16 protein-coding genes are annotated in these 14,767 nt (G+C 36.5%); 6 read left to right on the top strand and 10 right to left on the bottom strand.

Features of this window, described 5'->3' with window-relative positions; translation table 11 throughout:
* Window positions 1-62 precede the first annotated feature (62 nt).
* From ACG916_RS04975 to ACG916_RS04955, 5 genes are all read right to left on the bottom strand, one after another.
* The gene (locus ACG916_RS04975; protein WP_336951015.1) at window positions 63-929 is read right to left on the bottom strand and encodes an MBL fold metallo-hydrolase; all 867 of its coding nucleotides are present in this window, start codon (window positions 927-929) and stop codon (window positions 63-65) included.
* A gap of 6 nt (window positions 930-935) precedes the next feature.
* Complete coding sequence (locus ACG916_RS04970; protein ID WP_336951013.1) at window positions 936-1,346, bottom strand: DUF6691 family protein; 411 nt, start codon at window positions 1,344-1,346, stop codon at window positions 936-938.
* Window positions 1,347-1,348: 2 nt separating this feature from the next.
* Window positions 1,349-1,765, bottom strand: coding sequence for a YeeE/YedE family protein (locus ACG916_RS04965; protein WP_419327248.1), 417 nt, complete (start codon window positions 1,763-1,765; stop codon window positions 1,349-1,351).
* Between the two features lie 404 nt (window positions 1,766-2,169).
* Window positions 2,170-2,913: an ATPase gene (locus ACG916_RS04960; protein WP_336951010.1), complete on the bottom strand. Its 744-nt coding sequence runs from the start codon at window positions 2,911-2,913 to the stop codon at window positions 2,170-2,172.
* Between the two features lie 6 nt (window positions 2,914-2,919).
* Window positions 2,920-3,177 carry a hypothetical protein gene (locus tag ACG916_RS04955; RefSeq protein ID WP_303576033.1) on the bottom strand — a complete coding sequence of 86 codons (258 nt, stop codon included), beginning with the start codon at window positions 3,175-3,177 and terminating at the stop codon, window positions 2,920-2,922.
* 233 nt (window positions 3,178-3,410) lie between these two features.
* Here ACG916_RS04955 and ACG916_RS04950 point away from each other — a divergent pair, with 233 nt between their 5' ends.
* From ACG916_RS04950 to ACG916_RS04925, 6 genes are all read left to right on the top strand, one after another.
* Window positions 3,411-3,722, top strand: a complete 312-nt coding sequence (locus ACG916_RS04950) for an ArsR/SmtB family transcription factor (protein ID WP_336951009.1) — start codon at window positions 3,411-3,413, stop codon at window positions 3,720-3,722.
* Between the two features lie 124 nt (window positions 3,723-3,846).
* On the top strand, window positions 3,847-5,574 hold the full coding sequence (locus ACG916_RS04945; protein ID WP_336951008.1) for a SulP family inorganic anion transporter: 1,728 nt from the start codon (window positions 3,847-3,849) through the stop codon (window positions 5,572-5,574).
* 169 nt (window positions 5,575-5,743) lie between these two features.
* On the top strand, window positions 5,744-6,940 hold the full coding sequence (gene sstT, locus ACG916_RS04940) for a serine/threonine transporter SstT (RefSeq protein ID WP_419327249.1): 1,197 nt from the start codon (window positions 5,744-5,746) through the stop codon (window positions 6,938-6,940).
* 32 nt (window positions 6,941-6,972) lie between these two features.
* Window positions 6,973-7,647 (top strand): YoaK family protein, encoded by a 675-nt coding sequence (locus tag ACG916_RS04935; RefSeq protein ID WP_336951006.1) that lies wholly within the window; start codon window positions 6,973-6,975, stop codon window positions 7,645-7,647.
* 15 nt (window positions 7,648-7,662) lie between these two features.
* On the top strand, window positions 7,663-8,199 hold the full coding sequence (locus ACG916_RS04930) for a DUF2058 domain-containing protein (protein ID WP_419327250.1): 537 nt from the start codon (window positions 7,663-7,665) through the stop codon (window positions 8,197-8,199).
* 574 nt (window positions 8,200-8,773) lie between these two features.
* A complete protein-coding gene (locus ACG916_RS04925; RefSeq protein ID WP_419330362.1) occupies window positions 8,774-10,876 on the top strand; it encodes a TonB-dependent receptor plug domain-containing protein in 2,103 nt (700 codons plus the stop codon).
* Window positions 10,877-11,009: 133 nt separating this feature from the next.
* Here the strand turns inward: ACG916_RS04925 and ACG916_RS04920 are convergent, their stop codons facing one another.
* From ACG916_RS04920 to ACG916_RS04900, 5 genes are all read right to left on the bottom strand, one after another.
* Window positions 11,010-11,750, bottom strand: a complete 741-nt coding sequence (locus ACG916_RS04920; protein ID WP_419327252.1) for an adenosylcobinamide-GDP ribazoletransferase — start codon at window positions 11,748-11,750, stop codon at window positions 11,010-11,012.
* The gene (locus ACG916_RS04915; protein WP_336951000.1) at window positions 11,747-12,358 is read right to left on the bottom strand and encodes a histidine phosphatase family protein; all 612 of its coding nucleotides are present in this window, start codon (window positions 12,356-12,358) and stop codon (window positions 11,747-11,749) included. Before ACG916_RS04915 ends, ACG916_RS04920 begins: the two co-directional genes overlap by 4 nt.
* A 30-nt stretch (window positions 12,359-12,388) precedes the next feature.
* Window positions 12,389-13,441, bottom strand: coding sequence for a nicotinate-nucleotide--dimethylbenzimidazole phosphoribosyltransferase (gene cobT, locus ACG916_RS04910; RefSeq protein WP_419327253.1), 1,053 nt, complete (start codon window positions 13,439-13,441; stop codon window positions 12,389-12,391).
* A gap of 80 nt (window positions 13,442-13,521) precedes the next feature.
* The gene (cobU, locus tag ACG916_RS04905; RefSeq protein ID WP_336950998.1) at window positions 13,522-14,034 is read right to left on the bottom strand and encodes a bifunctional adenosylcobinamide kinase/adenosylcobinamide-phosphate guanylyltransferase; all 513 of its coding nucleotides are present in this window, start codon (window positions 14,032-14,034) and stop codon (window positions 13,522-13,524) included.
* Complete coding sequence (locus ACG916_RS04900) at window positions 14,022-14,690, bottom strand: 2'-5' RNA ligase family protein (RefSeq protein WP_419327255.1); 669 nt, start codon at window positions 14,688-14,690, stop codon at window positions 14,022-14,024. Before ACG916_RS04900 ends, cobU begins: the two co-directional genes overlap by 13 nt.
* Window positions 14,691-14,767: the final 77 nt, after the last annotated feature.

The raw sequence follows: 14,767 nt of genomic DNA, 5'->3' as shown, positions 1-14,767 counted from the left end.
AAAATTATTGAATAAAAATTCAAATCATTATCATTTAATAAATACATTTTAATTTAAGCAATTTACCTAAAATAATTTAAAGGTAATTTTAAATAACGAACACCATTCTTTTCAGGCTCAGGAAATTGACCTGCATTCATATTAATTTGAATAGCTGGAAGGATTAGTTTCGGCATAGACAATGTAGCATCACGTTGTTCCCGCATAGCAATAAATGCTTGTTTAGTGACTCCTGTATGGATATGGATGTTTTCTTCACGTTGGGTCTTTATGTTTGTTTGACAATGAAAATCTTGGCGTGATTCTGACAGGTAATCATGGCATAAATACAACCGAGTATACTCGGGTAAGTTAAAAATTTTCATTACAGAATCATAAAGTTGTGCAGCACTGCCCTTTGGAAAATCACAACGCGCTGTGCCATAATCAGGCATAAACAAAGTATCACCAACAAAGGCTGCATCACCAATCACATAGGTCAAACAAGCTGGGGTATGACCAGGCGTAGGGAGATTATATGCCTCTAACTTGCCAATCTTAAAAATCTCATGATCTTTAAATAAATAATCAAAGGAATGCTGTGCTTTTAAAGCTTCATAATCAAGATGATAAATTTGACTAAAAATATCTTGAACAGTCACAATTTTTTCACTCATGGCGATTTGACCACCTAACTGTGCTTTTAAGTATTGCGAAGCTGTTAAATGATCTGCATGTACATGTGTTTCAAGAATCCACTGCACTGTAAGATGATGTTTTTGAATATACTCAATAATATGGTCTGCATGTGTTGTCGATGTTGTTGCTGATGCCGCATCATAATCCAATACACTGTCAATAATGGCACAGTATTGAGTTGCAGGATCAACCACCACATAACTAAAGGTATTACTGGCTTCATCAAAAAAATCTTGTACAAATGGATTCATAAAAAATTATGCTCCTGTCACTTTGCGATGAATCAACACGCCAAACAGCATGGCAACAATAAAATATAGGGCTTGATAATAACCTAAACCAATCAATGTAAATGCTGGTGCTGGACAAATTCCAGCAATTCCCCAACCTATACCAAAAATGAAAGCGCCTGCAACTAACTTTGTATCGAGTCGGGTATTTTTTGGTAATTCGATCACTTCATTAAACACAGTCACTGGTTTTCGTATCGCTTTTTGAAAAGGAATAAATGCGACTACAATTGCGCCGATCATCACAAAAGCCAGACTTGGATCCCACTGCCCGAATATATCTAAGAAACCGATGACTTTGGCTGGATTCGACATACCCGAAAGCATTAAACCTACAGAAAATAGCCCGCCAAAGATAAATGCAAAGATATTTTTCATGATTAAGCTCCAATCACATGGCGCATCACATACACAGTGATAAATCCAGCCAGCATAAAGGTACAGGTTGCGACAATTGAGCGTTTAGACAAACGACTTATCCCACAAATTCCATGACCACTGGTGCAGCCTGAGCCTAATCTTGTGCCAAAGCCAACCAATAGACCAGCGATGACAAGCAAAATTGGGCTTGTCGTTAGCATCACAATTTCAGGATTAAAAATCTGTCCATAGATAAATGGTGTGATAAATAATCCCAACAAAAACCACAAAGCAGGGGTTTTAAAAATCGTGTGTGTATTGAGGACTCGTGCGATTAGACCACTTACCCCTGCTACACGACCATTTACAAATAGGTAGCCAACCACAGCAAATCCGAGCAGAAGACCACCCCAAAAGGCCAATATGAAATCATGCATTGCTTTAAACCCATACAATATACGTTTTTATAATATATAATTATTTAAATTAATCAACTTCATCATTCAGATAAATATATGTAGAAATATGCAAATAAAAGGCATAACTGCAAATACAATCCCTATATGCTCTACCAAAGAGTTGCACAGCATTTTTTTAGTTTTGATTTAAAAATATGAATAATTTTATTTACGTTTATTTTTAAAAATCAATATTTTATGATTTATTTTAATTTTTAATACTTTCCCAATAGACTTATTTTATAAGACCTTTTTTAAGCAATGCATCAACATAAAATCCCTCTTATCCTTGCCTTCTCAAAAACTAAGAAAGAACTTTCAATACCAATATACTTCACTCAGCAGGATTATTTTTAGGTTATGAAAGAGATATAATCATCAGATTAATTAAACTCACTCAATACTTTGTCTACAAACCATTTAGGGAAATACTCTACAACAGGATTTAGTTTTAGCACTTCACCCTTTTCTATCTCTGCAATAAAAGCTGCTTTTTCACCGTGACTTGAATTATCAAAAATATATGCACGATCTGAGGCTTCAATTGCCAACATCAATAAATCTAAACTACGGTAATAGCGCTCACAGATTTTCTGCACTGGTACAGCATGACCACCTGTAGCAACCCTATATTGCACACGTCCAATATTAATTTTTGGGTCAACGGTTGCCACATAGTACAGATATGTTTTAAAGCCTTGTTTCTGGGCTTCACGTAGAAACTCAACTTTGCTGATATGCGACATCACAGTTTCAAAAGTGAAACTCATTTTTAACCTTAAAAATTCCATCCGAATAAAATCGATAATGCGTGCGCAAAGATAGGAGTCGATTTCATCTCGGTTAAATATAATGAGTCCATCCACAATTTGTGGTTTTGAGGTTAATAGCGGCACGACTTGGTCATTTTTTTTACGTTTTTTTTGTTTTAAAAATTTCAGTAACGCTGCGCTAGATAAATCATGATGATAATCATCTAAGCACAAACTTTGAGTCGCAGATAATTGTTTTTCAAGCTCATCTGCATTTAAATATGCCCCAATCTGATGGGGCGCTAAATAGTCTTTAATTGTGCTTTTACCTGATCCGTTTGGACCAGCAAACATTCTTATTCTCGGCTGTCGCATATAAAGTTATGCCATCACCTCTTGTTTCTTTTTACGTTTTAACACACTGTGTTTAAGCTTGGGAACCACATAGGCAGAAGATAAATCTTCAACAACTTTGACTTCACCATTGCTTTGTTGGACCAGCTGTTGATCTTTTACATAAGTGATTGTAGCGTTTGACTGACTTGCATGATTAAATGCCGCACTAAACGCATCGATAGCAAGCACTGGAATCGTTGCCTCCTCACGTAATGTCGTCTTCATTGCTGTAAATGTCGTCATGTCATATATCCTCAGCATAAACTTTAGCTGTAGTTACATCTTAACATATCACTTATTTTTGTCTATTTATTCATCATTGAACACAGAAAATCTATTTCCGTAGAAGATTAAAATACAATGTGAAGATATATTCACAAAATTGATTTAGAAATTCATCAAAAAACATATGCTAAAAGCCATACGACAACTTCCGACACAGTTATAATGTGCTAAATAACGGATAGAACCTGCCTATGTCTAGTGATCTTGAAATTGATGTAATGCGTGAATCAGCGTCTTCAGTGGTAACTATTTTAAAATCTTTAGCCAATACAGATCGCTTATTAATTTTATGCCATCTTGCTCAAGAAGAGTTAAATGTTTCACAAATAGAAGAAAAAACTCAGATCAACCAACCCACCCTTTCTCAACAATTGATGATGTTGCGTAAAAGTGATGTTGTTTCGACGCGCCGTGATGGAAAGCAAATTTATTATTCTATTAAAGATCAGAAAATGACGGTGGTATTGTCGACATTATATGATTTATATTGTCCACAAATTTAGCTTTTCTTTTAACATTAGATAAATTTAAAATGAAACAATACTTTATATACAAAAATTAGTTGTCACTATTTTTCTTAGCATTTTTTATGCATAATATATATGAAAATATGCTAATGAAATTCAAATGGCTGATCCTAAAGTTCAACTCAGTAAAATACTTCCTGTCTGGCAATGGCTCCAAGACTATAATGTTCCTAAATTTAGAGCCGATCTTCTTGCTGCTTTAATCATCATTGCAATGCTTGTACCACAAGGCATGGCTTATGCTATGGTCGCAGGCTTACCCCCTGTGACAGGCTTATACGCCAGTATTTTACCCATGATCATCTATGCCATTGTTGGCGGTAGCCCAACATTGTCTATTGGTCCTGTAGCACTGATTTCTATGATGACCTTTGCAACACTTGAACCCTTATATGAGGTAGGCTCACCAGTCTATATTCAAGCTGCATGTTTATTGGCACTTCTTGTCGGTATACTTTCAACTTTACTTGGCATTTTCAGATTCGGATTTTTAATTCGTTTAATCAGTCATCCTGTCATTAAAAGTTTTATCATCGCCTCCGCAGTGCTGATCGCACTTAGTCAAGTTAAGTTTATACTTGATATACCTTTAAAATCAGGCAATGTTATTGAGTTTATCCAAAGTATTTGGCAATACATTAACTTTACTAGTATTGAAACTTTGATTTTTGGGGTTTGCTCCATACTCTTTTTGCTTTACATGCCTGTTTTCTTTAAATCAAAGTTATGCAAATCATTTTCAAATTATCTTCAATTCTGGGTTAAAGCACTGCCCTTGGTTCTGGTGTTTATTTCGATTGCGTTAATACATTTCCTGCATATAGACCAATTTGGTATCAAAACTGTGGGTGAGATTCCTTCGGGATTTCCACCAATTGCCATGCCTTACTGGCGCTGGGATTTGGTGATCCAGCTTTTACCTGGTGCAGCCATGATTACCATGGTGAGTTTTGTCGAATCTATTTCTATTGCACAGACCACAGCATTTCAGCAACGTAGTGAGCTTAATAGTAATCAAGAGCTGATTGCACTGGGTTTAGCCAACTTTAGTGCAGGTGTCACATCAGCATTTCCTGTGACTGGCAGTTTATCACGTACAGTGGTCAATGCTGATGCAGGCGCAAAAACGCCTATGGCTGGCGTTATATCATCAATTTTTATCGTAATTGTGAGCTTGTATTTTACTGGGTTATTTAAAGAGCTTCCTTTGGCTATTCTTGCTGTCACCATTATAGTATCAATTTGGAAGTTAGTTGATTTTAAACCTTTTGTCGAAACATGGCATTATTCCAAAGCGGATGGAATTGCCATGTGGGTCACATTCTTTGGGGTATTGTGTATCGATATATCAACAGGTTTGATTATTGGTATTATTTCTACATTTTTATTGCTGTTATGGCGTATTAGCCGTCCGCATATTGCCGTCATTGGCTTAGTTGAAGGCACGCAACATTTCCGTAATATTTCAAGACATGATGTTTTAACAAGTACCAATATTGTGTCTATTCGTATAGATGAAAATCTAAGTTTTTTAAATGCCAATACCTTAAAAGAATTTATCATTTTAGAAGTCAGTAAACATCCAGAACTACATCATGTAGTGATCAATTGCTCAAGTATTAGTAATATTGATGCAAGTGCTTTAGAAACTTTGGAAGAAATCAACAGTGATTTAAATAAATTAAAAATCCAAATGCATCTCACAGAAGTCAAAGGCCCAGTCATGGATCGTTTAAAACAGTCCAATTTAATTAAACAGCTCAGTGGAAATATTTATTTAACGCATTACCAAGCCATGCATAAATTGGATGCTCAAACTTTTAGTTAAATAATCGTTTAAATTATCAACATTTTTTATTATGATTGCTGAAAAAGCTATATATTTTTTAATATCTTAATTTTTATGGCGAAATTGTATTATTTAAGTTTTCGCTTTTAGGTATAGAATACGCGGCTTGTTCATCGATTTTAGACCAGTTTAGGCATAAAGGTTCAACATGTTTGCTGCCCTAGCACGTTTAAGTTTAGTTACTCGTATTCTTATTGCCATTATTCTTGGTTTTATAGTTGCGTATCTATTCCCCAATTCAGCCCAATATTTCATTATTTTAGGCGAGCTTTTTATTAAAGCATTAAAATCCATTGCCCCAATTCTTGTATTTGTCTTGGTTCTCTCGTCTATCGCTAACTTTAAAGTTGGCGAAGGCGCAAGCAACTTAAAACCAATCCTTGGATTATATGCAATTGGAATGTTACTGGCTGCTATTAGTGCAATTACGATAAGCACAATATTTCCAAGTACTTTAATTTTTGCCCACGCAAGTGAAGTTACTTTACAACCACCAGGTAGCGTAGCAGAAGTATTAAAAAATTTACTCCTCAGTTTTATTACCAATCCAATAACAGCTTTACATGAAGCCAATTTCATTGGGATTTTAGCTTGGGCGGTAGGCTTAGGTGCAGCACTGCGTCACGGTTCGGAAACGACTCAACAAGTGATTACAGATGTTGCAGATGCAATTAACGCTATCATTCGTGTCGTGATTGCTTTTGCTCCAGTGGGGATCTTTGGTTTAGTTGTTGCGACATTTGCGCAAGCAGGTTTAGAAACCTTAAAAAACTACGCGCACTTAATTGCTGTTCTTATTGGTACCATGCTTTTTGTTGCACTGATCATCAATCCATTAATTGTTGGTTTTGTGATGCGTAAAAACCCATACCCATTGGTTTTAAAATGCTTAAGAGAAAGTGGAATCACCGCATTCTTTACTCGTAGTTCTGCTGCCAATATTCCTGTAAACCTTGATTTAGCAAAACGATTAGGGGTAAATGATACCACTGCAAACGTTGCAATCCCTCTAGGTGCAACCATTAACATGGCTGGCGCTGCTGTAACAATTACTGTACTTACTCTAGCTGCGGTGCATACGCTTGGTATTCAGGTTGATATCGTCACTATGGTGATCTTATCTGTAGTCTCTGTGGTAACAGCTTGTGGTGCTTCCGGTGTTGCTGGTGGTTCTTTGTTGTTAATTCCTGTCGCTTGTGGTTTATTTGGTATTCCTTCAGAAATTTCAATGCAAGTGATTGCAATTGGTATGGTGATTAGTGTGCTTCAAGACTCAACAGAAACAGCATTGAACTCCTCGACTGATGTATTATTTACAGCGGCAGTCGATCTTTCTAAAAAGTAATATACAGCGTATATGAACAAAAAGAAGGAATTATGCCTCTACAGTATTTGCCCGTTTGGATTCAACTTGGTGCGTTTATGCTTGCGGTCAATGCAGGCATAATTAACGTACTTGGTTTAATTACCGTTCTACATCAATCTATTTCTCATATGACGGGCAATGCCAGTTTATTTGCGCAAGCACTTATTCATCAACAATATGAATATGTGCTTTACTTATTTATGGTGATTGTCAGTTACGTCATTGGTTCAAGTTATAGTGGCTTTATTTTAGGAAATAGCAATTTTAAACTCGAACGGAGATATGGTATTCCACTTAGTCTTGTGGGTGTGTTTATTCTCCTTTGCTGGTTATTTATTCCTTTTTATCCAAAATATGCTTTGCTTTGGGCGAGTACAGCAATGGGAATGCAAAATGCTATGGTCAGTCACTATAAAGGTACGATCATCCGCACTACACACCTTTCAGGGGTTTTAACGGATCTTGGTTTGGCTTTAGGTTATTTTTTTAGAGGTCTTGGCATTGAAAAACGCCGTGTGACACTACATCTACTGATTCTTTTCGGATTTATTCTGGGTGGACTGATTGCCAGTATCGTACATCCTTATTTACAATTAAATTCATTCCTTATCCCTGCTGGATTAAGTTTAATACTCAGCTTAACGTATTGGTTTATTTATTTTCGGCATGGTTCGAAACACATTTAATGGTTGGTTATTGTTATGGTCAAAAACGCGTTACAAGCACAGTTACTCAAAGCTGGCTTAGTAGATAATAAAAAAGCAAAGAAATTATCAAAGCAGGCACAGCATGAGCAACGTACAGGTCAGAGCAATGAAGCTGAGCTTAAAGCTAAAATTGAACAAGACAAGCAAGAAAAAATCAGTAAAGATCAAGCGTTGAATCAAGAGAAACAACGCGTTTTAGATGAAAAAGCCTTAAAAGCTTCAATTATCCAAATGATAGCTCAACATAAAATCAAAGATACAGATGGCGATGCGGTCTATCAATTTATTGATGGTTCAATTAAAAAAATCTATATTAATCAGCAAATTTATAATGCTTTAGTTTCAGGCAGTTTGGTGATCGCACATGATAATAATGATGCGTATGCAATTTTACCCAAAGCTTTGGGTGAACGTATCAATGAAAAAATGACTGGTTTTATTATTGTCAACAATTCTGAGAAGAATGAACAAGTGACAGATGAGGAAGATCCTTATGCTGCTTATGTTATTCCAGATGATTTGATGTGGTAATCCCCTGTTATATTTTTAGAAATTTCATCAGCCTAATGCTTCAATCATTAGGCTTTTTTTGATTTATAGTCAAACCATTTAATTATTCATAAAATTAATTTTCATCAAGTCATTAATCAAAAATGAAGCTGAGGTTTTTATGTGAACTTTTAGAAACGATTGGTAATCAATTCGTTTTTTATACTTTTAAATCATAGATGCTTGTCCTAACGTGGGGCGACATGGATATCGCCGTTGGGCGGGGGTAAAGTACGTATCCCTCGCCCAACATGAGCAAAAACAAAGTACTGCTTTGTTTGCAGCGCAAGGTTTGGCAATCCCCACGAAAAGTGAGGCATCGCCTACGCAACGGTATTTAAACTTTGAATGTAAGATGTGGCATTGCAATGCTTTTATATCCAAGCAATTGATTTAACTAAAACTATTTCTAAGAGAAAGTATATTCTTGTATCTGAGTTTTTTGACAGGTTGGCTATAAATAAAACAGTTTAAGTATTAAATTTATTTTTTATCCATGCACTTTTCCTCAAAATTTCTACATAATTGTGCGCTAATCTTACGCGAAATTACATAAATGGAACGATGCAACATTCACCGTAGAAAACTTTACTGGGGTACATTGAGTACTTTAAGCCTTACAATATGCGCTATCACCTCTGCAAGCCTTGCAAATGATGAAACGACATCTACAAATAAAACTACTGAAACGACTCAACATCAAGAAACTGAATCACCTCAACAATTAAAAACCTTAGTTTTTGCAGCGGAACAAACACCTGCTAAAGATCCTGATATCAGTGCGGTAGCTAAAACCATTGTGACACGTGAAGAAATGCTACAATTTGGCGATCAATCGGTCAATGATGCTTTAAGACGTGCAGCAGGTTTTCAAATGCCAACATTTGGACAAGGACCGCGTGGATCAAGCGGTTCAGGCAGCATGCGTTTTCGTGGTGGTGGCGCACCAGTATTTTTGATTAATGGGGAAGCTGTGCAAGGTGGACCACGCGGTGGTATATCTATTGTTGACTCGATTACGCCTGAAATGATTGAACAAATTGAAATCACCAAACAACCTAGTGTAGCTCAAGCCTCAGTTGCCTCATCCGCAGTGATCAATATCATTTTAAAAGAACCCTTAGACAATGCTCGAATCAGTGGCAATGTTAAATTAGGATATGGCATCACCCAATCCGATCAAAAAGAAGAACAACGTAAAAATATCAGTGTCCAAGCAGATGGGCGTGATGGTGCATGGATTTATAGTGTTTCATCCAATCAAATGTGGAATGACAGTAAAACAAGCACAGAAATTGAAAATATAAATGGTACACGCCAACAAATACGCAGTACCAATCGTACTAATACCATGTTTGCACCACGTATTGAATATCAAATTGATGATCAACGAAAACTGGTTTCAGAAATTTTTTATCGTAAGAATGAAAGTGATGGCTCTAGCAGTAATCAAGTTCAAAATGATAAAAATGACAGTATTCGTTTAAACACCCGTTATGAGCGTAAAGATAAAGGTGACTCAGACAAAGTCCGCTTGTCTATTGAAAAACAAAATGAAACTGAATCCACTCGTTCCAATCAATACAGTTCTTATATTGATGAAACTGTGAATGAATACGGTTTAGCTTATGATGGGGTACGCAAGTTTGATGAAAGTAAACAAGTAAAATTTGGACTTGATGCGCGTGACAATGAGCTAGCAAGCAATATTGCTGATACATTAGATGAGCAACGTTATGCACTTTATTTGGAAGGCAGTTTAAAATTTTCAAAACGTCAAACGCTTACCGTGGGTGTGCGTCAGGAATGGTTAGAACGTTCAGGCTTGGTTGGTTATAGTGATCAAAGCCTAAGTCCTGTGCTTGCACATCGTTTAGACTTCAACGATCAATGGTCTTTGCAAACCAATATTAGTCGCGCCTATAAAAGTCCAAATAGTAACAATCTCATGCCGACTGTTTCCATTTCAACTGATGCTGATGCAGGTTCTATCAATAACCCAGACCGTGGTGGTAATCCCAATCTTCGACCTGAAAAAATCACTGCACTGGAAACGACCTTGGGTTATAACACTACTACAGGAGGTATAAATATTACGGCTTTTCATCGAGATATTGATGACTATATCGAAAAAGTGATTCGTCAAGAAGGTACACGTTTTGTTGAGCGTCCATATAATCAAGACCAAGCAACAACCTATGGTGTAGAAGTTTCCGGTCGTTATGCTTTAAAACAAACTGAAAATGGTCATTCATTTATGTTGAATGGACAATTATCGACGGTACGCGCCAAAATCGAAGATACCGATCACAATACTCGTTTAGCCAGTGATGTTGCACCTTATACAGCTAGTACAGGCGTTTCATACAATTACCAGCCTTGGCAGTTAGCGACCAGTATTAATCTTACTTACACGCCAGAATTTACTCGTGCTCTAGATAATCTTGCCTATGATCGTACAAGTAACGAACGTGTAAATGTCGATATTAGTGCAACAAAACGCTTCCCTAAAGCTTGGGCAACAACACTGAGTGCTCGTAATATTTTGAGTACAGATTATAAAGAGCGTTTAAATAATCAAAGTGATGGTAGTTTATATGAAGCTCGAGTCAATGATGCTATTCCAAGTTTCTTGTTCAGTGTCGAGAAAAAATTCTAATTTTCATTGGAATAAATACATATATAAATCAAACTCTTATAAGTTACTTGCCAATAAATAATGAGTAAATAAACATAAATAAGTGATCCATTTAAAAACCGAAGTTTAGAAACTTCGGTTTTTCTTAATCTGCTTAAATATAAAAACCACAAATGATAAAACAGAGTAAACAGACGGTTTCTGCGATTTCTATACTTGCACCAATGGTGTCACCCGTAATGCCATCAATTCGTTGAATAAATTTATAGCGAAGATAAATTAAGGTCAAAATAAAAATCGTCGCGGTCACTAAACCTACCCAGACAAAATAACCTGCACCCAATAAACTAATACCAAAAATGATCATTGCCCAAGTTTTAGGAATATATTGAGCAATAGACCAACCTAAACCCTTTTCACGGACATATTCAGTGGTTAGAAATAAAAATAATGGTGTTAAACGCCCTAAAATAGGAAATAGAATCAAAGCAGTATAGTATTGCTCTTGTAATAACACATACAGTGCAGACCACTTAATCAAGCAGATAACAATTAAACTCAGCACACCAAATGGTCCACATGCTGGGTCTTTCATAATTCTTAAAGTATTTTCTTTATCACCAAAGCCACCGACCCAAGCATCCGCAGTATCGGCTAAACCATCTAAATGTAAACCACCAGTGAGTAAAATCCAGAGGACTAGAATAATAGTACTGAGTAAAACAACAGGTAAAACATGTAGAAAACTGGCAACGGCAAACAGAACCAAACCAATCAAAAGCCCAATCACTGGATAAAATAGCAGTGACTGACCATTTTGTTTTGGCGAAGGCATATTTTTTAAATGAACAGGGAAAACCGTTAGAAATTGCAATGCAATCAAAAATGGGGTCATTTATTGCTCTCCAATAACTCTAACTGCATGGTTTCACTGTCCAATATAAACCGATTTAATTGCCCAAGTTCTGCTGACATTTTTAAAATATCATCAAGAGATTGCTTTAGTGCAATACATTTTAAAAGCTTAATCACACCACCATGCGTCACAATCAAAGCAGTTTGGCTTTGGCTAATCAACATCTGCTCTTTGATTGCTTGTAATGCTTGCTTAATTCGATACTGAAAATCTAAATATCTTTCAGCATTTGGCGGGGTAAAATGTGTCGGAGATTGCCAAAAATTTTCCAATAACTCTGGGGACTTTTCATAAATCTGCTGTGTTGAAATGCCTTCCCAATCACCAAAATGTATTTCTTGTAATCGATGATCCTGCATTAGAGGTATTTTTACTTGTTCAGAAAGTGACTGTGCAAATGAAAAACAGCGCTTAAGGGGCGAGCTAAACATAAAATCCCAGTTCGTTTGCACAGAAGATTGATCATAAGAAATGGTCTGGTGCATTTGTTGCCAGCCCAATTCCGTCAATTCGTCATCAGTCGAACCACGCAAAGTATGATTCAGCGTAGTTTCCCCATGACGTAATAGATCAATCCTCAGTTTCATGCATATGCTCTTTTTGAATTATGAATAAATTTAAACTTTCTGGCCAATCACAGCTGCTTCTGCAAAGGTTGCCATGTTGTTATGTAAACTGCATGCCAACTTAATCACCCCCAAGGCAGCACCCGCACCACTGCCTTCCCCTAAACGTAAATTAAGCTTTAATAATGGATCAGCATTCAATTCTTGTAATAGACGCTGGTGTCCATATTCAGCAGACTGATGACCAAACAACATCCATTGTCGAACTTCAGGATTGAGTCGTACCGCGACTAATGCCGCCACAGAACTAATAAAACCATCAACAATTACAGGAACGCCGAGTTGAGCACAACGAATATAAGCTCCTGTCATTGCAGCAATTTCTAAGCCACCTACAGCACACAAAACTTTAAATGCATCATTTTTAACATAATTTTTATGTAATTCAAGTGAATTCTGAATGATATTTTTTTTATGAATCAACTGATCAGCACGAATCCCCGTGCCTACACCTGTCAGTTGCTCAGCGGGCTCATTTAATAAGAAACATGCAATCGCTGAAGCTGAACAGGTATTGCCAATCCCCATTTCTCCAGCAATGTAAATTGAAGCACCTTGTGCAATGGCTTTTGCTACACTCTCACGCCCCAGCGCCATGGCTTGCTGACATTGTTGCTCAGTCATTGCCACTTGTTGAGCAAAATTGGCAGTCCCTTGAGCGATACTGTGACGCTCAACCCCTTGATATTGGTAAACTTCACCCACTGTACCACAATCAATGACTTGTAAAGTGGCAGCATATTCTTTAGCAATCACACTGATACACGCGCCACCCGTTGCAAAGTTTTGCAGCATTTGACGAGTTACTGCTTGTGGATATGCTGAAATATTTTCAGCCATTACCCCATGATCGCCTGCAAAAATCGTGATCCAAGGTTTGTCTACATTCGGTTTTGGGTTACTTTGCAAAGCAGCCAATTGCACGGCGACATTTTCCAAAACAGACAGTGAGCCTGTTGGCTTGGTCAATTGTAATTGACGTTCTTCAGCCTGTTGTTTTGTTTCTGCATTTGGTACTTTACATGCTTCTAACCACCAATTCATTGTTACTCTCCATCTCATATTTTAAAAATTCATTATTAATCGTTAAAATGCTCAAATTTGTATGATAGTAATCACAATATTTATCCTTTTAATAACATCGGAAAACCTGCGACGCAAAACACTACTTTATCAGCAATTTGACCTAATAGTTGATGTAAACGTCCTGATTCATCAACAAATTTTCGGGTTATTTCACCCATTGGTATAACACCTAGCCCAGTTTCATTACTGACTAAAACAATTTCAGACTCTAATTTAGGTAAGTTTTTAAGCAATTTTTCACATTCAATGCGTTGCATATTTGTGTCCTCATGCATCAATAAATTACTCATCCATAAGGTTAAGCAATCTACCAAAATCACTTGCTTTTCTTGATCTATTTGTTTTAAACAATCTGCTAGATAGAGTGGTTCTTCAATCAGCCGCCATTCATTAGGTCGTTGTGACTGATGGTGTGAAATACGTTGTTGCATTTCATCATCCCAAGCTTGGGCCGTAGCAATATAAATGACCTTTAGATTTGAGTCTTTCGCGATCTTTTCAGCTAATTTACTTTTTCCTGAACGCGCGCCGCCAAGGATTAATTGCAACATGAATTCCACTCCCAAGATCCATCTGTTTTTTTCGGATTGAGTATAAGCTGATGTAACGTGGCTAAAGGCCCTTGTAAGACTTGCGCTTGATATATACCAAAATTAAGCCGATCAACGCTAATTTCAAAACTTTTTTGATCAATCGTTTCGATAGCTTTGAATATTTCTTGTGCTCTAATCTCTGTTGAATACAGACCTAAGGTAATATGTGGATAATAATGTAATGCAGCAATTTCTTGGCTTGAATAGGATAATAACTGTCTAATATTGCTTAGGCTATTTTCATGATCTTGAATTTCTATAAACAAAGCACTACTAAAACTATTTATTTTTCCTGTCGTTAATTTAAAACTATTTGGCTGGTTTTGGGTCAGAATTTTAAGCTGTTGTTGAAATTTGCTTTGAATAAAATCATCATCAAATTGCATTTTATTTTTTTTTAGAAAGCCACAAATATACAATGTGATATGAAATTGGCGTGTGTTGGGTTGCAACAAATAGTTTGAGAATTTTTCTGTTAAATCATTTAAATAAGCTAATAATTCGGGATGATGAATTTCGACGTACCATAAGGCGTAGTGTTTTCTCCCTTTGTGCCACTCAGGATAATTATGTGTCTCAGTTGGAGTTGTTAAACTTTGAGAATCTAAAAACACATCAAATTCACATTAATTTTAATGCTTCTATTAAAGCACGTAATCATCATGTTTAAATCTTGAATTGACTGAGTGTT

This window comes from Acinetobacter legionensis, assembly GCF_048552295.1.
Classification (GTDB): Bacteria; Pseudomonadota; Gammaproteobacteria; order Pseudomonadales; family Moraxellaceae; genus Acinetobacter.
Note: the sequence above shows the minus strand (reverse complement) of the source record. Positions and strands in the feature narration are given on the sequence as shown.